Raw genomic sequence first — 21,783 nt, 5'->3', positions numbered from 1 at the left:
TACACACTTTTTAGATTATAGAGTGAAGTAGTATATGTTTTGTAGAAATCTTTTTTTATTTTAAGAACATAAATTTTTTAAACAGACACCGTGATAACAAAATTCATAAGTAGAAAGCACAGCCTTCTCTGCATCTTCTTCGCGAATACCGAACATCATTGAGATTTCAGAGGCACCTTGGTTAATCATCTTTAAATTAATATTGGATTCTGAAAGTGCATGAGTGATTTTACTTGCAGTACCAACAACTTGGTTCATTCCTTCTCCAACAATCATCAGTATTGCTAAATCATGATCGACACTCAACTCATCAACCTCGCAACGTTTACGTATTTCATTTAACACTTGACTTTCTTTTCCTTTAAGTTGATTGCTCCGCATAATAATACTGATATTGTCGATTCCTGATGGCATATGGTCAAATGAAATATTAAATTGTTCTAATACTTCTAAAATCTTTCTTGTAAAGCCAACTTGTCTATTCATTAGATATTTTTTGATGTTAATGACTGTAAATCCTTTGTCACAGCTAATACCACTAATAACATTGTCTGAATTAATTTCTCTGTCATGTCTGATATATGTTCCTTTATCGTTTGGGCGATTCGTATTCTTAATAACAACTGGAATTCGGTCTTTATAGAGCGGTTGCAAAGCTTCGTCATGAAACACTCCAAATCCCGCGTAAGACAATTCTCGCATTTCTCTATAAGTAATTTCTTCAATTAATTCCGGTTGATCAATAATTGTAGGATTTGCTTTGAAAATACCAGAAACGTCAGTGAAGTTTTCATAAATAGAGGCTTTCACACCTCTAGCAATAATTGCACCTGTAATGTCAGAACCTCCTCGAGGAAATGTAACAATGTCATTTTGTTTAGAAATACCGAAGAAACCTGGAATAATAAGTTTTTCTTTATAATCACGTAATTTATAGATATTTTCATATGAAGAATCTAAAATTTGAGCTTGTTGTGGTAAATCAGTCACTATTAAACCGGCTTCTTTAGGAGAAATATAACGTGTTGGTATCCCTTGATTGTTATTATAATTAGCAATTAATTGCGCATTAAAATCTTCACCACAAGAGACTAAAGCATCGTAAAGACGAGAAGGTTTATCTGAAAGTTGACTAATGTAAAGTTCTAACGTTTCATCAATAGTGGTTAATATCTCATCGTCCATTTTTAAACCTTCAACAATATCAGCGTATCGTTGAATAATTTCATTCTTCTTATCCTGATAATTAATTCCGTTTAATACCTTTTCATATAAACGGATGAGTAAATCAGTTGTTTTAATATCATCTTTACTTCTTTTACCTGGCGCAGAGACAATGATAATCTTTCGTTCAGGATCTTCGTTTACAATTTTTAATACTTTTTTAATTTGTTTGGCATTGGAGACAGAGCTACCTCCGAATTTTGCAACTTTCATGAGTTATCAACCTTTCTAAAAAATCAGAAAATTCTATTCAGTTTTCTGATTAAGCATGGTACTATAGATTTGTATTTTCAATATTAAGAACTTTACAAAAATTAAGAATGATTTTATACTAAACCATTATCTAGTATTTTTCAACAGTACAATTGTTTTTCTCGAAAGCACAAACGGAGGTATGATATATGAGAGAATTGAATATTGCATTACTTGGTTTGGGAACTGTCGGATCAGGTGTTGTAAAAATCATTGAGGAGAATAGGCAACAAATTAAAGACACCATCAACAAGGATATCGTCATTAAGCATATTTTAGTGCGTGACACATCTAAAAAGCGTCCGTTAAATATTAGTCAATATCATCTAACAGAAGATATTAATGAGATATTAGAAGATGAATCAATTGATATTGTAGTTGAGGTGATGGGAGGTATAGAACCGACCGTAGACTGGTTAAGAACAGCATTAAAAAGGAAAAAGCATGTCATCACTGCGAATAAAGATTTGTTGGCAGTTCATTTAAAACTTTTAGAAGATTTAGCAGAACAAAATCATGTAGCACTAAAATTTGAAGCTAGTGTCGCAGGTGGTATTCCTATTGTTAATGCTATTAATAATGGATTAAATGCTAACAATATTTCTAAATTTATGGGTATTCTTAACGGAACTTCTAATTTTATTCTCTCTAAAATGACACGTGAGCAAACATCATTTGAAGAAGCATTAGACGAAGCACAGCGTTTAGGTTTTGCCGAAGCGGACCCTACTGATGACGTAGAAGGTGTAGATGCAGCTAGGAAAGTAGTCATCACATCTTATCTATCATTTAACCAAGTGATTAAATTGAATGACGTTAAATTAACAGGTATTAGCGGCACAACTTTATCAGATATTAATGCAGCTAATGACTTAGGATATAAAATTAAATTAATTGGTAAAGGGACTTATGAAAATGGACGTGTTAACGCATCTGTCGAACCTACACTCATTCACAAAACACATCAACTTGCATCTGTTGAGAATGAATATAATGCTATTTATGTAATTGGAGATGCCGTTGGAGATACAATGTTTTATGGTAAAGGTGCTGGTAGTTTAGCTACAGGTAGTGCTGTAGTAAGTGACTTACTCAATGTAGCATTATTCTTTGAATCAAATCTTCACACTTTACCACCACATTTTGAATTAAAAACGGATGAAACAAGGGAAATGATGGATGGTGAAGAACCTGTAGCAATTAAAGAGAAGTTAAATTATTACATAGTATTGCAACGTAACAACTTAGCTATAGATAAACTGGAAAATGAAATTAAAGCACAATTACCATTCCATAAATCATTACAGATTGTTGAACGAGATGATCAAACAGTAGCAATTATCGTTATTGGTCTAGATCAATCTCCAGAGAAAGTGTTAAATAAAGCAGGATTCAATGTTGAAAAAATTTATCCTGTAGAAGGAGTTTAATAAATATGAAAAGATGGCAAGGTTTAGTTAAAGAATTTAGCGAATATTTACCAGTCAATGAGGAAACACCACAACTTACACTAAATGAAGGTAGTACACCGCTCATTTATTGTGAAAAACTTTCAAAAAAATTAGATATCGAATTATATGTGAAATATGAAGGTGCAAATCCTACTGGTTCTTTTAAAGATCGTGGAATGGTAATGGCGGTAACTAAGGCAAAAGAACAAGGCAAGAAAGTAGTTATTTGTGCTTCTACGGGAAATACTTCTGCTTCAGCAGCAGCTTATGCAGCACGTGCTGGTTTAAAAGCAATTGTAGTGATTCCAGAAGGTAAAATCGCTTTAGGAAAGTTATCGCAAGCAGTAATGTATGGTGCTGAAATTGTTTCAATTGAGGGTAATTTCGATGAAGCTTTAGAAATAGTGAAAGAAATTGCTGCAGAAAACAAAGAAATTGAACTGGTGAACTCAGTCAATCCTTTTAGAATAGAAGGTCAAAAAACAGGTGCATTCGAGGTAGTCGAACAACTTGATGGTGAAGCTCCTGATGTTTTAGCAATTCCAGTAGGTAACGCTGGAAATATCACTGCTTACTGGAAAGGATTCGTTGAATATCACGATAAGAAAAAAACGCAATTACCACAACTATTTGGATTCCAAGCAGAAGGTGCTTCTCCAATTGTTCAAAACAAAGTTGTGAAAAACCCTGAAACAATTGCAACAGCTATTCGAATTGGTAACCCAGCAAGCTGGCAAAAAGCAGTCAAAGCTCTAGACGAATCAAATGGGTTAATTGATAGTGTAACTGATGAAGAAATTTTAGAAGCATATCAATTAATGACGACAAATGAAGGGGTATTTAGTGAACCAGCAAGTAATGCATCTATTGCAGGCTTAATCAAGCTTCATAGAAAAGGTAAGCTACCTAAAGGTAAGAAAGTCGTAGCTGTACTCACTGGTAATGGCTTAAAAGACCCTGATACAGCCATCTCATTATTAGACAATCCAATTCAACCGTTACCAAATGATAAGGATAGTATTATTAGTTATATTAAAGGGGCAATTTGATATGGAAGAAGTTTTAAAACTTAAAATTCCGGCATCAACTGCTAATTTAGGTGTAGGTTTCGATTCTATTGGAATGGCATTAGATAAATATCTCTATATGTCTATTAGAAGAATAGAAGGTAGAGATTGGGAATTTTTATATTATAGTCCAGAATTAGAGTCCCTTCCAAAAGATGAAAGTAATTATATATATAAAGTAGCACAAGAAGTTGCTCAAAAATTTAATGTAACTTTGCCATGTTTACAAATTGAAATGAGAAGTGATATCCCACTAGCTAGAGGACTTGGTTCTTCTGCTTCAGCGCTAGTGGGCGCTTTATATATCGCTAATTACTTTGGGAATATTCAATTGTCGCGATATGAGTTATTACAGTTGGCGACAGAAATTGAAGGTCATCCTGATAATGTGGCGCCTACGATTTACGGTGGACTTATATCTGGTTATTACAATCCTGATACTAAAGTTACAGATGTGGCACGCATTGATGTACCAAAAGTTGACATTATTATAACAATTCCACCTTATGAACTAAAAACGGAAGACTCTAGAAATGCATTGCCAGAAACTTTTTCACATAAGGCTGCGGTACAAAATAGTGCTATAAGTAATACAATGATATGTGCGTTAATTCAACATAAATATAAATTGGCAGGTAAAATGATGGAACAAGATGGTTTTCATGAGCCATATAGACAGCATCTTATTCCGGAGTTTGAACAGGTACGACAAATATCAAGAGAACACGATGCATATGCTACTGTCATAAGTGGAGCAGGTCCTACAATTTTAACATTGAGTCCTAGAGAATATAGTGGAGAATTAGTAAGAACATTGCGCGATAAAGTGACAAATTGCATATCTGAACTCGTTACAATTAACGAAGTAGGCGTGATAGATGAAGTAGTGTACCAAAAGTCTTAAACTGTTGTAAAATATAGTTAAGAAAGAGTTTTGACTATGTCATGGAAGGAGTTCTATTGCTATATGAGTAAATATAAAATGATAGTATTAGACATGGATGACACACTAATGAATGGTGAGAATCAAGTTTCACCTGAAACTAAATCCTATTTAATTGATATTCAAGAAAAAGGATACAGTGTCGTTTTAGCTTCTGGCCGTCCTACAGAAGGTATGATTCCAGTAGCTAAAGATTTAAAGTTAAACCACAATGAAAGTTTTATTATTAGTTATAATGGTGGGAAAACGATCAGAATGTTTGACGAAGAAGTTGAAGTGAGCAAAACAGTTTCTAAGGAAAACTTTGATTTAATTGTTGATTACTGTAGAGATAGAGGATTTTTAGTTTTAACCTATGATAATGGCTATATTATTCATGATAGTGATCATGAGTATATGAATATTGAATCTGAATTAACTGGCTTGCCAATGAAACGCGTTGATGACATTAAGACTTACATTAAACATGATGTCCCAAAAGTTATGGGTGTCGATTATGTAGGTAATATCACTGAAGCACGTATTGATTTAAATGGTTTCTTCAACGAAGACATTGATGTTACAACTAGTAAGCCATTCTTCTTAGAGTTCATGGCGAAAGATGTGTCGAAAGGGAATGCAATCAAAGCGCTCTGTAATAAAATGAATATAGGTTTAGAAGAAGTGATTGCATTTGGTGATAGTTTGAATGACCAATCTATGTTTGAAGTTGCTGGTTATTCAGTTGCTATGGGTAATGCAAGTGATGAACTGAAAGCTCTAGCTGATGAAGTTACATTAGATAATAATTCGAATGGAATTCCACATTTATTAAAGACATTGCTTTAAAATATAAATAAGACTTAGGTAAAGTTTGAAAAGAAGTGCTCTGAACCTTAAAAGTTAGACTGAAATTCTAACCCAAAGGGTACACTTTTATCAAATAACCTAAGTCTGTTTTTTTATTTTTATTTAGCTGTGTGCGTCCAATCATGTTTACCTTTATATCGTTTCACATGAGCATAAACTTGATCAGCAGCATAATCTAGGTTTGTATATACAGTAATGCTAAAGGCTGATTGGTTTTCTTCAAAAGGTTCATCTAAGAATACTTCTTTTAGATGCGTAAATAAATCGTTCATTTGATTATGTTCTAAACTAGGATATTCTCTTAATGTACGTTTCAATAACTTACCGTTTTTTTCTTCTAGTGCTTGTACGACGATAACAAAGCGTTCATCCTGTTTCATAACATCATCAAATAAGTTAGTTTGTCCAACCATGTTATCCACCTCTAAACCGTTTTATTACTTATATTATACATGATTACTTATAAACATAAAATATTGAAAGTTAGCGCTAGAAAAGTTTGTTTTCAAAAATTTGAATAAGAAAATTTGAATATTGTAATAAAAAAACGATGATTCAAAAATGAATCATCGCTTTTAAAAATTAATCTTTATAATTGTGTGGTGTTAAGTCCATCGCCTCTAATTTAACAAAGTGTGTACGTTTAATAACTTTATGAACAAAATAAATAATTGCAAGTATGATGATCGGCGTAAAGTTTCTTAATACGCTTAAGAAATCGCCTGAAATAATACTTCCGAACGAGTTACCTAATAGTAAAAATAACAATGTAATAATCACTATAATTGGACCAACTGGATAAAATGGTGCTTTATAAGGCAGTAATTCATTTGGATTCTTACCTTGGCGTTTAATAGCTCTACGTAATCTAATTTGAGACCATATACTTGATCCCCATACAACTATAACCATTGAACCAATGATATTAAGAAGATTAAACACTGCGTTAGCATTAAAATTTGCGTATATAATGACAAGCACAATTAATACATAAGTTGTAACTAACGCACGCATTGGTAATTTAGTTTTGTCGTTTAACTTACCGAAAAATTTAGGAGCTTGACCATTTGCACTTAATGAAAATAGCATTCTACTCGTTGTATAGATACCAGAGTTCGCCGCTGATAATAGTGAAGTTAAAATGACCGCATTAATTACTGATGCCGCAAACGCAATACCAATTCTATCAAATACGATTGTAAACGGACTTTGAGAAACAGATTCGTGTTTATTAAGTAACAAAGGATCTGTATATGGAATAATTGCCGCGATAACTGCGATAGATAAAACATAGAATAAGAGAATTCTCCAGAAAACTTGTTTAATCGCTTTAGGCATAGATTTCTGAGGATTATTAGACTCTCCAGCAGTTACTGCAACAACTTCGGTACCTCCAACAGAGAATCCGGCTACAAGTAACACACTCAATATTCCTGATATACCTCCAACAAATGGTGCTTGTCCTTTAGTATAATTTTCAAAACCATAAGAATGGCCACCTAATATACCGAAAATCATTAATATACCAAATATTATAAAAACAATAATCGTAATGACTTTAATAAGTGATAGCCAGAATTCAGTTTCACCAAAGGCTTTTACTGAAAATATATTGATTAAGAAAATGAATGTTAGGAATATCAAACTCCAAGTTAAAGGACTTAATACTTTAAATACATCCCAGAATTGTAAAACATTTGAAGCTACAATGACGTCCACGCTTGTTACAAGCGACCACATTCCCCAATAAAGCCAACCCATAGTAAAACCTAAAGAAGGGTCAACGAAACGGGTAGAATAGGAACTAAAAGAACCTGAAACTGGGTAAAATGTCGCTAATTCACCAATAGATGACATTAAAAAGTAAAGCATAACTCCAATAAGTATGTAGGCTAATATTGCACCGCCAGGCCCAGCTTGTGAAATTACACTGCCGGTTGCTACAAATAGACCTGTACCGATAGCGCCACCAATTGCAATCATAGATATATGTCTCGAATTGAGACTTCGTTTCATATTGTTATCTTCCATATGGTGTCTCCCATCTAATTAAATATATCCACCATTTTAATCGTTTTAGTTAGAGTATTCAATAACTTTTTAGCACTTTAAAGTGAAAAAATATTTAAAATTTCTGTGAAAATTCTAATACGTAGTGAATTTGTGTTTAATTGCTTATTAAAACGGGTTTAATTACAATGTATATTACATTGTAATTATTATAAAAAGTAATAAGAGGGGGAACTTATAATGTCAAAACAAGATGGGAAATTAACGGGCTTATTTGGTGCACCAGTATCAGATAGAGAAAATAGTATGACAGCTGGTCCGCGTGGTCCTTTATTGATGCAAGACATTTATTATTTAGAACAAATGTCACACTTTGATCGCGAGGTTATTCCAGAACGTCGTATGCATGCAAAAGGTTCTGGGGCTTTCGGTACTTTCACAGTGACAAATGATATAACAAAATATACGAACGCTAAAATCTTTTCTGAAGTTGGAAAACAAACTGAAATGTTTGCACGTTTCTCAACAGTATCTGGTGAAAGAGGGGCTGCAGATTTAGAACGTGATATTAGAGGATTTGCTTTAAAATTCTACACTGAAGACGGTAACTGGGATTTAGTAGGAAATAATACACCTGTATTCTTCTTTAGAGACCCAAAATTATTTATTAGTTTAAACCGTGCTGTGAAGCGTGATCCTCGAACAAATATGAGAAGTCCTCAAAATAACTGGGATTTCTGGACAGGGGTCCCTGAATCATTACACCAAGTTACAATCTTAATGTCAGATCGTGGTATGCCTAAAGGGTTCCGTAATATGCATGGATTCGGTTCCCATACGTATTCAATGTATAATGACGAAGGTGAACGTGTTTGGGTAAAATACCATTTTAGAACGCAACAAGGTATTGAAAACTATACTGATGAAGAAGCGGCTGAAATCGTGGGAATGGATAGAGATTCTTCTCAAAAAGATTTATACAATGCCATTGAAAAAGGGGATTATCCTAAATGGAAAATGTATATCCAAGTTATGACAGAAGAACAAGCTAAAAATCATCCAGACAATCCATTTGATTTAACTAAAGTATGGTACAAAGGTGATTATCCATTAATAGAAGTCGGAGAGTTTGAATTAAACCGCAATCCTGAGAACTATTTTATGGATGTAGAACAAGCCGCATTTGCACCTACAAATATTGTACCTGGATTAGACTTTTCACCTGATAAAGTGTTACAAGGTCGATTATTCTCATACGGTGACGCACAACGTTATAGATTAGGAGTTAACCACTGGCAAATTCCTGTTAATCAACCTAAAGCTGTTGGCGTAGAGAACTTATGCCCATTTAGTCGTGATGGTCAAATGCGATTCTTAGATGATAACCAAGGTGGAGGGCCGCACTATTATCCTAATAACCAAGGTGTTTATGATTCACAACCTGAATTCAAGAAACCGCCATTCCCAACTGATGGCGATGGTTATGAATATAACTTCCGTCAAGATGATGATAATTATTTTGAACAACCAGGTAAGTTATTCCGTTTACAATCAGATGATGCGAAAGAACGTATCTTTACTAATACTGCAAATGCGATGGACGGGGTGACTGAAGATGTGAAAATTCGTCATATACGTCATTGTTATAAAGCTGATCCAGAATATGGTAAAGGTGTAGCTAAAGCATTAGACATCGATATCAACCAAATTGATTTGGAAACTGAAAAAGACGAAACTTATGAAAATTTTAAATAATTAATTTGAAATGATTAGATTGCACACCTTCATATAATATGGTAGAATTTTAAATCGTAAGAATTCCTAACAACATTAGAAAGGGTGTTTAACGTGCGCGTAAATATTACATTAGCTTGCACTGAATGTGGCGATCGTAACTATATTACTACTAAAAATAAACGTAATAATCCAGAACGTATTGAAATGAAAAAATACTGCCCTAGATTAAATAAATATACGTTACATCGTGAAACTAAATAATTTTCTTATCTTTCAAATACGACAATTTGAAATTGATAGTCTCTTCTGTAATTTATGGAAGAGACTTTTTTGTTGCTTAAATAGTTTTTAATGACAGACGGGTAAATTAGTAGACATGTATGATGATTGTTAAAAGAAATTTTTTACTTGTATAAATGAGAATTTATGTTATTCTATAAAACGTAATAATTACGATTTATAGAAAAGAGGTTATTTTAATGGCTAAGAAATCTAAAGTAGTAAAAGAACAAAAAAGACAAGAACTTGTAGAAAAATATTATGAGTTGCGTAAAGAATTAAAAGCAAAAGGTGATTACGAAGCTTTAAGAAAACTACCAAGAGATTCTTCTCCTACAAGACTTACTAGAAGATGTAAAGTCACTGGTAGACCAAGAGGCGTTTTACGTAAATTTGAAATGTCTAGAATTGCTTTTAGAGAACATGCACATAAAGGTCAAATTCCTGGCGTTAAAAAATCTAGCTGGTAATTTTAATATAAGTCTTTAGTCCATTTACAATAGTCGAAAAACAATGTACAGTTAATAAGGATATAAATAACTGAATAATATAAGTATTTTTAATGAGATTATTCGGTTTTAATAAATTAATCCTATTTAAAATTTTCTATTGTAAGGGGAAAAAGAAAAAATGAAGATTTTTGATTATGAAGATATACAATTAATACCAAATAAATGTATTGTTAGTAGTCGTTCAGAATGTGATACTTCTATAAAGTTTGGACCACGTTCTTTTAAATTACCTGTGGTACCTGCAAATATGCAAACTGTAATGAATGAAGAATTAGCTCAATGGTTTGCTAAAAATGATTATTTCTACATTATGCATCGTTTCGATGAGAAAGCACGTATTCCTTTCATTAAAAAGATGCAAAATGAAGGGCTATTTGCTTCAATTTCTGTTGGCGTGAAAGATAATGAATTTAAATTTGTAGAAGAACTCGCTTCAGAATCTCTAGTTCCTGAGTATATTACAATCGATATTGCACATGGTCATTCAGACTCTGTAATTAATATGATTAAACATATCAAAACATATTTACCAGAAAGCTTTGTGATTGCTGGTAATGTTGGAACACCTGAAGGCGTTAGAGAGCTTGAGAATGCAGGTGCTGATGCCACTAAAGTAGGTATTGGACCAGGACGTGTTTGTATCACTAAAATTAAAACAGGATTTGGTACAGGTGGTTGGCAATTAGCTGCACTTAATATCTGCAGTAAAGCAGCACGAAAACCTATTATAGCTGACGGTGGATTAAGAACACATGGTGATATTGCCAAATCCATTCGATTTGGAGCATCAATGGTTATGATTGGTTCACTATTTGCGGCACACGAAGAGTCTCCAGGTGAAACAGTTGAACTTGAAGGTAAAAAATATAAAGAGTATTTTGGTAGTGCTTCAGAATTCCAAAAAGGTGAACATAAAAATGTTGAAGGTAAAAAGATGTTTGTAGAACATAAAGGTTCACTTAAAGATACTTTAACTGAGATGCAACAAGATTTACAAAGTTCAATTTCATATGCAGGTGGTAAAGACTTGAAATCACTAAGAACTGTTGACTATGTCATTGTGAGAAACTCTATTTTTAATGGTGATAGAGACTAATATGAAGTAGTAGGTGGAAATAATTAAAAGGTTTCTATTATTTTTTGTAGTTTTATTATGTGTTGTTATATTCACTCCGATTAAAGAAGTAGCGCCTTTGGTTCATTTTCAAAATGAGGTTCGACACCAAGTAGACATTTGGTTAAATGATGATACAAACAGTAGTGAAAATGCTTTAGCTATACCAAATAAACAAGAATTTGCAATTAACAATATTCAAATGAATATGACTAAAAAAGATGTTGAAAATAAATTAGGACATCAAAAGCGTGTAACTTCAAACGAGTACGGAACAAATTGGTATACGTATTACGACAAAGATTATAATAACTTTATTATGATTAGCTATATTAAAAATCGAGTTAATGCGATGTATACAAATCAGAACTTAATTTCTTCAAAATCAAAGATAAAATATGCAACACCTAAAGAAACTGTTAGATCTCGGTTAGGAAACCCCATTCAATATATTAATAAAGGGAGATATCGTTTCGAAGTTAAAAATAAAGAGTACGATGTGTTCCACAAAGATCATGTATACACGACGGTGTTCTATGATAAACATGAAAGTAATGGGGTAACCTCATTGTTGCAAGTAAGTGAAAATATGGAGAATCGTTTACGAAATCAATATGGAGCTCCTTCTAAATCACTGGAAAAGAGTTTTGAATTACAAGATTTTGATTTAGTTAATTCAGAACGTAAACAACATGGATTAAATACTTTGAAATATTCAAGCGCAATTTCTAATACTGCTAGAAAGCACAGTGTCAATATGTCTGAAGATCACTTTTTCGATCATACCGACAAACAAGGGAACTCTCCATTTGATAGATTGAAAAGGGACCATATAGATTTTAATTCGGCCGGAGAAAACTTGGCCTATGGGCAAGTAAGTAGTATATATGCTCACGAGGGACTCATGAATTCCTTAGGTCATAGAAAGAATATACTCAATACGCATTATAAGAATTTAGGTTTAGGTGTTGACTTTAATGAAGATAAACAACCATTTTGGACCGAAGATTATACCGGATAAACGTTTATCTAAAAGATATAGGGGTATTTGTATGTTGTAAGGATGTAGATATATATGACAACTAAAAATGAAAAACAACCCGATGTATTGGATAAAGTCAAAGATATTTTAAAAAAAGGTTCTAAACAAAAGACTAGGTAGTTCGGTAAATGAACTGCCTAGTCTTTTTACATGTTATATGAGTTATATATGATAAAGGAGGTCTTATTAGAGAGAATAGTAATTAATCACTACATTTCTCTGTATAATCCAATAACTTTTCCAATTACTATGACATTATCTAAATAAATAGGTTCCATAGTACTATTTTCAGGTTGTAAACGATAACGATTCTTTTCTTTATAAAAACGTTTTACTGTAGCTTCTTCATCTTCTGTCATTGCAACAATGATATCACCATTCTCAGCAATCGTTTGGCTTCGTACAATCACTTTATCGCCATCTAGAATTCCAGCTTCAATCATACTGTCGCCGACTACATTTAAAATAAAGATATCACTGTTATGCGTTGACGTTAAATGTTCTGGTAATGGGAAATATTCTTCAATATTTTCTACTGCTGTGATTGGCATACCCGCTGTAACTTTACCAATTACTGGAACGTGAATGGTTTCTTCTACATTTACTTCATCTAATTGTTCGCTAACTATCTCAATGGCTCTTGGTTTTGTAGGGTCTCTTCTAATATAGCCCTTTTCTTCTAATCTTGATAAATGTCCATGTACTGTGGAACTAGATGCCAAGCCAACTGCTTCACCAATTTCTCTAACACTAGGTGGATAACCCTTTGTTTGAACAATATGTTTAATGTAATCATAAATCTCACTTTGTCGTTTAGTTAGTTCTCTCATATATAGGCACTCCCTAATTTTATTTAATTTGATTATAGCATTAATCTACAATAAAAACAAACGTTTGTTCGTTTTGTTGTTGACAGAGAACATTCGTTCTGGTAAATTAAATATACAAACAAACGTTCTAGGAGTGAGATTGATGTTAACTAATACAAAACAAAAGTTTTTAATATATATAGCTGTAGTACTCGTCTCTTGCATGGTATTTCTAACATTCTTTTTAAGTGTGAATCAAAGTGCCCATTCAGAACAAACGTACGAAATGACGGATCATGAAATTCATCAAAAAGATAATAATAAAACTAATGATAAAGTTGAATATAAACAAAATAGCGAACAAAATGACACTTCAGTGTTCGCATTAGTTAATTAAAGCTATTATAAAAGAATGAATTAAGATGGATGAAATGAGCGTAACGATTTGGTTATGCTCATTTTTTTGATATATTCTATTCAAGAATTTTACTTCTATATTATTTATAGAAACTCATCGTAAAATATTAAATAAGCATCTTTAATAAGTAATTTGATTAAAAAGGAGTTGCAATATATGTCTAAGGAAGATTTGAATATAGACAGAATTAATGAATTAGCTAAGAAAAAGAAGGAAGAAGGTTTAACTGAAGCAGAGGCTAAAGAACAATCAAAGCTAAGAAAACAATATTTAGATTCATTTAGAAAGGGATTCAAACAACAAATCGAAAATACTAAAGTAATAGACCCTGAAGGTAATGATGTAACACCTGAAAAACTTAAGAAAATTCAGGCCGAAAGAGAAAATAAAGGGAAAGATTAAATGAATTGATATTGTTTATTCATCATATGATGTGAGTGAATTTATCTGATTTTTCTTTATCATTTTAATTTAAAATAAGTTATAATTAAATATAGATATTATTTGAAGAAGGGAAGACACAACGATGTTTAATGAAAAAGACCAATTAGCTATCGATACGATACGTGCGCTTAGTATAGATGCTATCGAGAAAGCAAATTCAGGACACCCTGGTTTACCTATGGGAGCAGCTCCTATGGCATATACACTATGGACACGTCATCTGAATTTTAATCCTCAATCTAAAGATTATTTTAATAGAGATAGATTTATCTTATCAGCAGGTCACGGGTCTGCTTTACTATATAGTTTATTACACGTATCTGGCAGTCTAGAATTAGAAGAACTTAAACAATTTAGACAATGGGGTTCTAAGACGCCAGGTCACCCAGAATTCAGACATACAGATGGCGTAGAAGTTACAACTGGCCCTCTTGGACAAGGTTTTGCAATGTCAGTCGGAATGGCTTTAGCTGAAAATCATTTGGCTGGTAAATTCAACAAAGACAATTATGATATGGTTAATCATTATACTTATGTGTTAGCTTCAGATGGAGATTTAATGGAAGGAATTTCACATGAAGCAGCGTCATTTGCTGGTCATAACCAGTTAGATAAGTTAATTGTGTTATATGATTCTAATGATATTTCTTTAGACGGAGATTTAAATAAATCTTTCTCTGAAAACACAAAATCTAGATTTGAAGCATATGGTTGGAATTACATCTTAGTGAAAGATGGCAATGACTTGGAAGAAATAGATAATGCTATTAATAAAGCTAAATCACAACAAGGTCCAACAATTATCGAAGTGAAAACTGTAATTGGCTTTGGTTCACCTAATAAAGCTGGTTCAAATGGTGTTCACGGTGCACCATTAGGAGAAGATGAAAGAAAACTTACTTTTGAAGCGTATGGTTTAGATCCTGAAAAACGTTTCAACGTGCCAGATGAAGTATATGAAATTTTCCAAACTACAATGCTAAAACGTGCAAATGAAAATGAAGATGCTTGGAAAGCTAAATTAGAGGACTACAGTAAAGAATACCCTGAATTAGCTGAAGAATTTAAGTTAGCTATTAGTGGTAAATTACCTCAAAATTACGAAAAAGAATTACCAAAATATGATTTAGATCATAAAGGAGCTTCTAGAGCAGATTCTGGAGAGATTATTCAAAAACTTAGTCAAACTGTACCATCATTCTTCGGTGGCTCTGCTGATTTAGCAGGTTCAAATAAATCAAATGTTAAAGAAGCCAAAGATTATGACAAAGAAACACCTGAAGGTAAAAATATATGGTTTGGTGTACGTGAATTTGCTATGGGTGCAGCAGTAAATGGAATGGCCGCTCATGGTGGTTTACATCCATATGGAGCAACGTTCTTTGTATTCAGTGACTATCTGAGACCTGCCTTAAGATTGTCAGCTATAATGGGTCTTAATTCAACATTTATATTCACTCATGATTCGATTGCAGTAGGTGAAGATGGCCCAACTCATGAACCAATTGAACAATTAGCTGGTTTACGCGCAATTCCTAATATGAACGTTATTCGTCCTGCTGATGGTAATGAAACACGTGTTGCATGGGAAGTTGCACTTGAATCTGAAAATACGCCAACTTCTTTAGTATTAACTCGTCAAAATCTTCCTACATTAGATATTGCAGAAGAAACTGTTGAAGCAGGAGTTCGTAAAGGTGCATATGTAGTATTTGAAACTGAAAAAGAACCTGAATACTTATTATTAGCATCTGGTTCAGAAGTAAGTTTAGCAGTAGAAGCTGCCAAAGACTTAGACAAACAAGGTAAAGGTGTTAGAGTCGTATCTATGCCAAACTGGTTTGCATTTGAACAACAATCTGATGAATATAAAGAATCAGTGATACCAACTTCTCTTACAAAACGTGTCGCTATAGAAATGGCTTCTCCACTTGGTTGGCATAAATATGTAGGTACTGAAGGTAAAGTTATCGGTATTGATGGCTTTGGCGCAAGTGCTCCAGGAGATTTAGTCGTTGAAAAATATGGCTTCACTAAAGAAAATATTTTAAATCAAATTCGTACATTTTAAGTAAATAAATACTTAGAATTGTAAAATAAACAATATTATATTTGGGTTACTAGCTAAAGTTTATTAGTTAGTAACCTTTTTATTTTATTATTGATGATTGTATTGTGTTGTAAAACTGTAATTTGTTATCATAACTTTTGGAATAGCATATACGAGTCTTAAAGAAGCTCTTGAAATAACTAAGTGAATTTAGTAAAATTCAGTAGGATAAAGAAAGTGGGTGAAACAATGGCAACTTGGTTAGCAATAATTTTAATCATTTTAGCACTTATCATAGGATTAATCGGTGGTTTCTTCCTAGCAAGAAAATATATGATGGATTACCTCAAAAAAAACCCACCTATCAATGAAGAAATGCTACGTATGATGATGATGCAAATGGGTCAAAAACCATCACAAAAGAAAATTAATCAGATGATGACAATGATGAATAAAAACATGGATCAAAACATGAAAGGTAAATAAAATTTACTATGACGGACGTTGCAGTGTATATATAGCATTGCGACGTCCGATTTTTTACTTTTTCTAAGAAGTTGGGACATCATTTAATTTTTCAGTCGCATTTAACGCATGGTGGTAGATGTCAGAATTGAAAGTGTATTAATACAAGCTTCACTCAATCCTAGCGTTTCCATAAGCAATTTTTACAAATTAAATTATTCAACTTTTTAATTTTTAGAAAGTTTAAAGTAGTCATTGATATAGTGATAGTGATATACTATCATGTGATGAATTAAGAGTATTAAGTTTATGTCATAAGAAGGTGTCAAATTGGCTTATCTAATATTTTCTATTGTAGTCGCGTTTTTAATGGGTGCAGTAGTAATTGCAATCAGAATGAAAGCTCAAAAGTTTCCTGTTAATGAAAAGAAAATCATTTTACCTCCATTTTTTATGGCGACAGGAGCTTTAATGTATATAATTCCATATTTCAGATTAACTGGAATGGAAATGTTGGAATCGCTAATTTTAGGCGTACTCTTCTCTACGGTTTTAATTTGGACATCTAGATTTGAAGTAAAAGGTAGCGAAATCTATATGAAACGCTCTAAAGCTTTTCCTGTTATCTTAATTTCTTTATTAATCATAAGAACAGTCATCAAAATTTTTATTAGTAATGAAATTGATCCTGGAGAAATTGCTGGTATGTTTTTCTTATTAGCATTTTGTATGATTGTGCCTTGGAGATTAGCAATGTTTTATAAGTATAAAAAATTAAAAAAATCATTAGTTAAATAATGGGGGAAAAGCCACTTGTCATCAGATTTGATAAGTGGCTTTTTTACTTGAAAGTATGATAAAAAGATTATACAATAAAAATACGAACAAACGTTCTTATTAGGAGGATGAATATGAAAATCATACATACGGCTGATTGGCATCTTGGGAAAATATTAAATGGTAAACAACTGTTAGAAGATCAAAAATACGTGTTAACTCAGTTTGTAAATCAAATGAAATTGGAGAAACCTGACGTTATAGTTATTGCAGGTGACTTGTACGATACATCTTATCCTAGTAAGGAGACAATGGGTTTACTTGAAGATACAATTGCGGAATTGAATATCAAACTTCACATATCTATCATTATTATTAGTGGAAACCATGATGGAAAAGAAAGATTGAATTATGGTGCATCGTGGTTTGAAAGCAATCATTTATACATAAGGACGAAATTAGAAGATATTCATAAGCCTATTGAGATTAATGGTATTCAATTTTTCACATTACCATTTGCTACTGTGAGTGAAGTACAAGACTTTTTCAAAGATAAGGACATATCAACGCATCAAGAAGCTTTGAATAGCTGTTTAGAATATATGACTCAAAGTATAGATCGTAACAAAGTTAACATTCTTATTGGTCATTTAACTATTCAAGGTGGTAAAACTTCTGAATCCGAAAGACCTCTAACTATAGGAACTGTTGAATCAGTAGAGAAACAATCTTTTAAACAATTTGATTACGTTATGCTTGGTCATCTACATCATCCTTTTAGTATTAGTGATAATACGATTAAGTATAGTGGTTCATTGTTACAATATTCATTTTCTGAAATTAATCAAGCGAAAGGTTACCGAATCGTTCGTATTAAAGAGAAACATGATATTGAAGATACATTTGTACCAATAAAGCCTTTACGTGAGTTAGAAGTCATAGAAGGAGATTATGATGATGTCATTCAAGAGCGTTTACCAATCAAAAATAAAGATAATTATATACATTTTAAACTCTCGAATATGTCTCACATCAATGATCCTATGATGAAATTAAAGCAAATATATCCAAATACATTAGCGCTAACTAATCAAACTTTTGAAATTAATGAAGAATATAGAAATATAGAGATAAAAAAACAAGACGACCAATCGATTATTAAAAATTTTTATGAAACAATGACGAATGAAACTATGAGTGAAAACCAGTCAAAAAAAGTTGCAGATATTTTAAATCAAATTATGGGAAAGGAAGTTTAAATTATGAAACCAATCAAACTCCAATTAAATAACTTTGGTCCTTTCCTTAATGAGACAATAGACTTTAGTCAAATTGAAAATAATCAGCTATTTTTAATTAGTGGTAAAACAGGTTCTGGTAAAACTATGATTTTTGATGCCATTGTATATGCATTATTCGGTAAAGCTTCTACTGAAAATAGAAAAGAAGATGACTTAAGAAGCCATTTTGCTGATGGTAAATCACCTATGAGCGTGACTTATGAGTTTAAACTTCATAATCAGATTTTTAAAGTTCATAGAGAAGCACCTTTTATAAAGGAAGGAAACACAACAAAGACGCACGCAAAACTTGATATTTATGAACAAATTGATCATCAATATGAATTGAAAGAAAGTAGAGTGAATGCTGGAAATCAATTTATTGTTCAATTAATAGGAGTGAATGCTGAGCAATTTCGTCAACTCTTTATATTACCTCAAGGTGAATTTAAAAAATTTCTTCAATCAAATAGTAAAGATAAGCAATCTATTCTTAGAACGTTATTTAATAGTGAACGTTTTGAAGAAATAAGAAGTTATTTAATGGATAGTGTTAAAAATGAAAAACTTCAAATTGAAAACAGATATAATCAAATCAATCATTTATGGAACAGTCTCGCTACGTATGAAAATGACAATTTATCAAAGTTAAAAGAAATTGAAAGCTCTCAAACTGATAAAATTATTCAAAAGACATCAGATTTCATTGACTATGGTAAACAGTTATTATCAGATTATAAAGATAAGAAGATATCAGTTAATAAAGAAGTAGAAGAAATTACTAATAAATATAATTTAAATAAAGAGTTGAAGCAAAATATTGAAGCTTTAAACCAACAAAAAGAACAATTTGAAAATTTAAAGAAAGAACAAGACAAAATAAAAGAACTAAAGGTTGAACTAAATAAAATAAATGAATCAAATATTCTAATCACTTCTTTTAAGAGAGAACAAGTAGTGAATAGTGAAATCGAAGAATTAAAATTAGCGATAGAAAAAGCTGAGATTAAGGCGGAAAATTTTAAAAAGAAGATTAGAAATCTAGAAAATGAATTTAATACTCTACAGCCTAAAGAAAAAGAGTTTGAAAAAATTAATGATTATCTTAAATTGAATGCTAATTTTTATAATAATGCTGATACCTTCATAAAAAGTTATAACCGAAAACCGGAATTAATTGAAGAAATAGGCAAACTTGAAGAAAAGCATAAACATTTTGAAGCTGAAAAAGAAAATTTATTAAACCAATCTAATGGGAAGACGAGAGACTATGAAATAATAGATCAATATTCTCAACAAATAATTGAACTTAAAAAATCAATAGAGGATATAGATAAATATATAGAAAAAGAAAACCAATTTAAGAAAATTCAACAAGACAGACAGGAAAACAATGAAAAAATTAAAGAAGTGAATGAGAAATATAGTAATATTAAATCTTTAATCGCTAAAGTGGATGCTACAAATGTTGATCTTAATGATAAACAAACATTTATTAAAGAAATCAAATCAGCTCTTTCTATAGGTGACACTTGTCCAATTTGTGGTAATGAAATTCAATCTTTAGGTGAACATATTGATTTTGAGTCAATTGCTAAAAAGAAAGAACAGATAGAAAAACTTGAAAATAATAAAACCACACTAAAAGAAACATTAATTCGATTAGAAAGTAGAAGAGAAGAATTAAAAAATAGAGAAAGTGAGTTAGATTTTCAGGTTCAAGAAACACAAGATATAGAGACACTCAAAACTAAGTTAGCACACATAGAAGATGTTAAAAGTAAACAACAAGAAGAAAATAAATTTTTAGAATCGATTAATGAGAAAGAAAAAGATCTTGATAAAAGTCGTCACGAATTAGATTTAGAGACAAATAATAAGAAAGCTCAACTTGAACAAATTAATATTAGACTCAATGATTTTGAAGCTAGTACAGAATTTGAAAAGGTTAGTACATTTAAAGACTACTATGAAAAGAGAAAAGAAGAATTACATTCGTTCAATAATCATTTAGATGACATTAAAAATCAATTGACTGAAAATAAAAGTAATTTAACCATTGAATTAAATAATGTGGAGAACTTTAATAATAATTTAGAAAAAAGAAACAATGAAAAAACAGAACTTGAAAATAATATTGAAAAAGAAATGAAGCGTATTGGCTTTGAAACTTATGAACAAATAGAAGAGACAATTGAGTTAAGTAATCAAAAGCAAACGATTGAAGAAAAGATAAATAAGTATAATCTAGAATATCAAAACTATGAATTCGAAATAAAACGCTTGGAAAAACTTGTTAACGGCAAAGAATTATCAAATATAGAAGATCTTGAAGCTCAATTGATTAATAAAAAACAAGAACTAGATGAGATTAATTCAGAAATTGCAACGATAGATTATAAAAATGAAACTAATCTTAAGAATATCAAACAAATCAAAGAACTTATTTCGATTCTCAATGATGAATTAAAAGAACAACAAGAGATATTTCTGTTAACTGAAATACTTTCTGGTAAAAATAGCCACAAATTAACTTTAGAGAACTATGTACTGATTTACTATTTAGAGAAAATTATCTTCCAAGCTAATCAAAGACTATTGCAAATGAGCGGTAATAGATATCAATTAGTTAGGAGAGAAGCAATTTCTCAAGGGTTTAGCGGTTTAGAGATTGATGTATTTGATTTTCATTCTAATAAATCTAGACATATCAGTTCTTTATCCGGCGGGGAAACATTTCAAGCTTCTCTTGCTTTAGCTTTAGGATTAAGCGAAATCGTGCAACAAGAATCAGGAGGTATTACTTTAGAATCAATGTTTATTGATGAAGGGTTCGGCACATTAGATCAAGAAACGTTGGAAACAGCACTTGATACACTCATCAATTTAAGATCGTCGGGGAGAATGGTAGGAATTATCTCTCACGTTAGTGAATTAAAACAAAGGATACCATTAATACTAGAGGTTTCAAGTAATCAATACCAAAGCAACACACAATTTAAGAGAAATTAGAAGACAAAAAATGGGAGTGAGACAGAAATATAATTTAGCAAAATTATT

At 31.7% G+C, this 21,783-nt stretch carries 20 protein-coding genes; 16 read left to right on the top strand and 4 right to left on the bottom strand.

Annotated elements, in window-relative coordinates; all coding sequences use genetic code 11:
- Positions 1 to 60: 60 nt before the first annotated feature.
- Entirely contained in the window at positions 61 to 1,437 is a 1,377-nt protein-coding gene (locus HMPREF2580_RS07025) for an aspartate kinase (RefSeq protein ID WP_070831513.1), read from the bottom strand.
- A gap of 188 nt (positions 1,438 to 1,625) precedes the next feature.
- Here HMPREF2580_RS07025 and HMPREF2580_RS07020 point away from each other — a divergent pair, with 188 nt between their 5' ends.
- From HMPREF2580_RS07020 to HMPREF2580_RS07005, 4 genes are all read left to right on the top strand, one after another.
- Positions 1,626 to 2,906 (top strand): homoserine dehydrogenase, encoded by a 1,281-nt coding sequence (locus HMPREF2580_RS07020; RefSeq protein WP_070831510.1) that lies wholly within the window; start codon positions 1,626 to 1,628, stop codon positions 2,904 to 2,906.
- Between the two features lie 5 nt (positions 2,907 to 2,911).
- Positions 2,912 to 3,976 (top strand): threonine synthase, encoded by a 1,065-nt coding sequence (gene thrC / locus HMPREF2580_RS07015; RefSeq protein ID WP_002442698.1) that lies wholly within the window; start codon positions 2,912 to 2,914, stop codon positions 3,974 to 3,976.
- Position 3,977: 1 nt separating this feature from the next.
- Positions 3,978 to 4,898 carry a homoserine kinase gene (thrB, locus tag HMPREF2580_RS07010; protein WP_070831508.1) on the top strand — a complete coding sequence of 307 codons (921 nt, stop codon included), beginning with the start codon at positions 3,978 to 3,980 and terminating at the stop codon, positions 4,896 to 4,898.
- A gap of 63 nt (positions 4,899 to 4,961) precedes the next feature.
- Complete coding sequence (locus HMPREF2580_RS07005; protein ID WP_002442702.1) at positions 4,962 to 5,765, top strand: Cof-type HAD-IIB family hydrolase; 804 nt, start codon at positions 4,962 to 4,964, stop codon at positions 5,763 to 5,765.
- A 119-nt stretch (positions 5,766 to 5,884) separates the two neighbouring features.
- Here the strand turns inward: HMPREF2580_RS07005 and HMPREF2580_RS07000 are convergent, their stop codons facing one another.
- Together HMPREF2580_RS07000 and HMPREF2580_RS06995 are read right to left on the bottom strand one after the other, a co-directional pair.
- Positions 5,885 to 6,199 (bottom strand): hypothetical protein, encoded by a 315-nt coding sequence (locus HMPREF2580_RS07000; RefSeq protein ID WP_002442704.1) that lies wholly within the window; start codon positions 6,197 to 6,199, stop codon positions 5,885 to 5,887.
- A 169-nt stretch (positions 6,200 to 6,368) separates the two neighbouring features.
- Positions 6,369 to 7,817: an amino acid permease gene (locus HMPREF2580_RS06995; protein ID WP_070831506.1), complete on the bottom strand. Its 1,449-nt coding sequence runs from the start codon at positions 7,815 to 7,817 to the stop codon at positions 6,369 to 6,371.
- A 219-nt stretch (positions 7,818 to 8,036) separates the two neighbouring features.
- Here HMPREF2580_RS06995 and HMPREF2580_RS06990 point away from each other — a divergent pair, with 219 nt between their 5' ends.
- From HMPREF2580_RS06990 to HMPREF2580_RS06970, 5 genes are all read left to right on the top strand, one after another.
- On the top strand, positions 8,037 to 9,551 hold the full coding sequence (locus tag HMPREF2580_RS06990; RefSeq protein WP_070831503.1) for a catalase: 1,515 nt from the start codon (positions 8,037 to 8,039) through the stop codon (positions 9,549 to 9,551).
- A 93-nt stretch (positions 9,552 to 9,644) separates the two neighbouring features.
- Positions 9,645 to 9,794, top strand: a complete 150-nt coding sequence (gene rpmG, locus HMPREF2580_RS06985; RefSeq protein WP_001831295.1) for a 50S ribosomal protein L33 — start codon at positions 9,645 to 9,647, stop codon at positions 9,792 to 9,794.
- Positions 9,795 to 10,012: 218 nt separating this feature from the next.
- Complete coding sequence (rpsN, locus tag HMPREF2580_RS06980) at positions 10,013 to 10,282, top strand: 30S ribosomal protein S14 (protein WP_002442709.1); 270 nt, start codon at positions 10,013 to 10,015, stop codon at positions 10,280 to 10,282.
- A gap of 160 nt (positions 10,283 to 10,442) precedes the next feature.
- On the top strand, positions 10,443 to 11,420 hold the full coding sequence (gene guaC, locus HMPREF2580_RS06975) for a GMP reductase (RefSeq protein ID WP_070831500.1): 978 nt from the start codon (positions 10,443 to 10,445) through the stop codon (positions 11,418 to 11,420).
- A gap of 13 nt (positions 11,421 to 11,433) precedes the next feature.
- Positions 11,434 to 12,459 carry a CAP domain-containing protein gene (locus tag HMPREF2580_RS06970; protein WP_176747472.1) on the top strand — a complete coding sequence of 342 codons (1,026 nt, stop codon included), beginning with the start codon at positions 11,434 to 11,436 and terminating at the stop codon, positions 12,457 to 12,459.
- A gap of 230 nt (positions 12,460 to 12,689) precedes the next feature.
- On the opposite strand, the gene lexA is transcribed toward HMPREF2580_RS06970, so the two are convergent.
- Positions 12,690 to 13,310 (bottom strand): transcriptional repressor LexA, encoded by a 621-nt coding sequence (lexA, locus tag HMPREF2580_RS06965; RefSeq protein WP_002442714.1) that lies wholly within the window; start codon positions 13,308 to 13,310, stop codon positions 12,690 to 12,692.
- Positions 13,311 to 13,452: 142 nt separating this feature from the next.
- Here lexA and sosA point away from each other — a divergent pair, with 142 nt between their 5' ends.
- From sosA to sbcC, 7 genes are all read left to right on the top strand, one after another.
- Positions 13,453 to 13,686: a DNA damage-induced cell division inhibitor SosA gene (gene sosA, locus HMPREF2580_RS06960; protein ID WP_002442716.1), complete on the top strand. Its 234-nt coding sequence runs from the start codon at positions 13,453 to 13,455 to the stop codon at positions 13,684 to 13,686.
- A gap of 177 nt (positions 13,687 to 13,863) precedes the next feature.
- On the top strand, positions 13,864 to 14,109 hold the full coding sequence (locus HMPREF2580_RS06955; protein WP_070831497.1) for a DUF896 domain-containing protein: 246 nt from the start codon (positions 13,864 to 13,866) through the stop codon (positions 14,107 to 14,109).
- Positions 14,110 to 14,233: 124 nt separating this feature from the next.
- Positions 14,234 to 16,222: a transketolase gene (gene tkt, locus HMPREF2580_RS06950; RefSeq protein ID WP_070831494.1), complete on the top strand. Its 1,989-nt coding sequence runs from the start codon at positions 14,234 to 14,236 to the stop codon at positions 16,220 to 16,222.
- A gap of 228 nt (positions 16,223 to 16,450) precedes the next feature.
- Positions 16,451 to 16,687, top strand: a complete 237-nt coding sequence (locus HMPREF2580_RS06945; protein WP_037541427.1) for a YneF family protein — start codon at positions 16,451 to 16,453, stop codon at positions 16,685 to 16,687.
- 309 nt (positions 16,688 to 16,996) lie between these two features.
- Complete coding sequence (locus tag HMPREF2580_RS06940; protein WP_070831491.1) at positions 16,997 to 17,464, top strand: CcdC family protein; 468 nt, start codon at positions 16,997 to 16,999, stop codon at positions 17,462 to 17,464.
- A gap of 113 nt (positions 17,465 to 17,577) precedes the next feature.
- Complete coding sequence (gene sbcD, locus HMPREF2580_RS06935) at positions 17,578 to 18,702, top strand: exonuclease subunit SbcD (RefSeq protein ID WP_070831488.1); 1,125 nt, start codon at positions 17,578 to 17,580, stop codon at positions 18,700 to 18,702.
- 3 nt (positions 18,703 to 18,705) lie between these two features.
- On the top strand, positions 18,706 to 21,735 hold the full coding sequence (sbcC, locus tag HMPREF2580_RS06930; RefSeq protein WP_070831485.1) for an exonuclease subunit SbcC: 3,030 nt from the start codon (positions 18,706 to 18,708) through the stop codon (positions 21,733 to 21,735).
- The last annotated feature ends 48 nt before the right edge of the window (positions 21,736 to 21,783 follow it).

Origin of the sequence: Staphylococcus sp. HMSC036D05, from assembly GCF_001836225.1 — a bacterium.
In the GTDB taxonomy this organism is placed as follows: domain Bacteria; phylum Bacillota; class Bacilli; order Staphylococcales; family Staphylococcaceae; genus Staphylococcus; species Staphylococcus caprae.
Note: the sequence above shows the minus strand (reverse complement) of the source record. Positions and strands in the feature narration are given on the sequence as shown.

Coding starts and splice junctions, on each gene's coding strand:
- HMPREF2580_RS07025 (WP_070831513.1), bottom strand. CDS start 1,437: ATGAAAGTTGCAAAATTCGGAGGTAGCTCTGTCTCCAATGCCAAACAA.
- HMPREF2580_RS07020 (WP_070831510.1), top strand. CDS start 1,626: ATGAGAGAATTGAATATTGCATTACTTGGTTTGGGAACTGTCGGATCA.
- thrC (WP_002442698.1), top strand. CDS start 2,912: ATGAAAAGATGGCAAGGTTTAGTTAAAGAATTTAGCGAATATTTACCA.
- thrB (WP_070831508.1), top strand. CDS start 3,978: ATGGAAGAAGTTTTAAAACTTAAAATTCCGGCATCAACTGCTAATTTA.
- HMPREF2580_RS07005 (WP_002442702.1), top strand. CDS start 4,962: ATGAGTAAATATAAAATGATAGTATTAGACATGGATGACACACTAATG.
- HMPREF2580_RS07000 (WP_002442704.1), bottom strand. CDS start 6,199: ATGGTTGGACAAACTAACTTATTTGATGATGTTATGAAACAGGATGAA.
- HMPREF2580_RS06995 (WP_070831506.1), bottom strand. CDS start 7,817: ATGGAAGATAACAATATGAAACGAAGTCTCAATTCGAGACATATATCT.
- HMPREF2580_RS06990 (WP_070831503.1), top strand. CDS start 8,037: ATGTCAAAACAAGATGGGAAATTAACGGGCTTATTTGGTGCACCAGTA.
- rpsN (WP_002442709.1), top strand. CDS start 10,013: ATGGCTAAGAAATCTAAAGTAGTAAAAGAACAAAAAAGACAAGAACTT.
- guaC (WP_070831500.1), top strand. CDS start 10,443: ATGAAGATTTTTGATTATGAAGATATACAATTAATACCAAATAAATGT.
- lexA (WP_002442714.1), bottom strand. CDS start 13,310: ATGAGAGAACTAACTAAACGACAAAGTGAGATTTATGATTACATTAAA.
- sosA (WP_002442716.1), top strand. CDS start 13,453: ATGTTAACTAATACAAAACAAAAGTTTTTAATATATATAGCTGTAGTA.
- HMPREF2580_RS06955 (WP_070831497.1), top strand. CDS start 13,864: ATGTCTAAGGAAGATTTGAATATAGACAGAATTAATGAATTAGCTAAG.
- tkt (WP_070831494.1), top strand. CDS start 14,234: ATGTTTAATGAAAAAGACCAATTAGCTATCGATACGATACGTGCGCTT.
- HMPREF2580_RS06945 (WP_037541427.1), top strand. CDS start 16,451: ATGGCAACTTGGTTAGCAATAATTTTAATCATTTTAGCACTTATCATA.
- sbcD (WP_070831488.1), top strand. CDS start 17,578: ATGAAAATCATACATACGGCTGATTGGCATCTTGGGAAAATATTAAAT.
- sbcC (WP_070831485.1), top strand. CDS start 18,706: ATGAAACCAATCAAACTCCAATTAAATAACTTTGGTCCTTTCCTTAAT.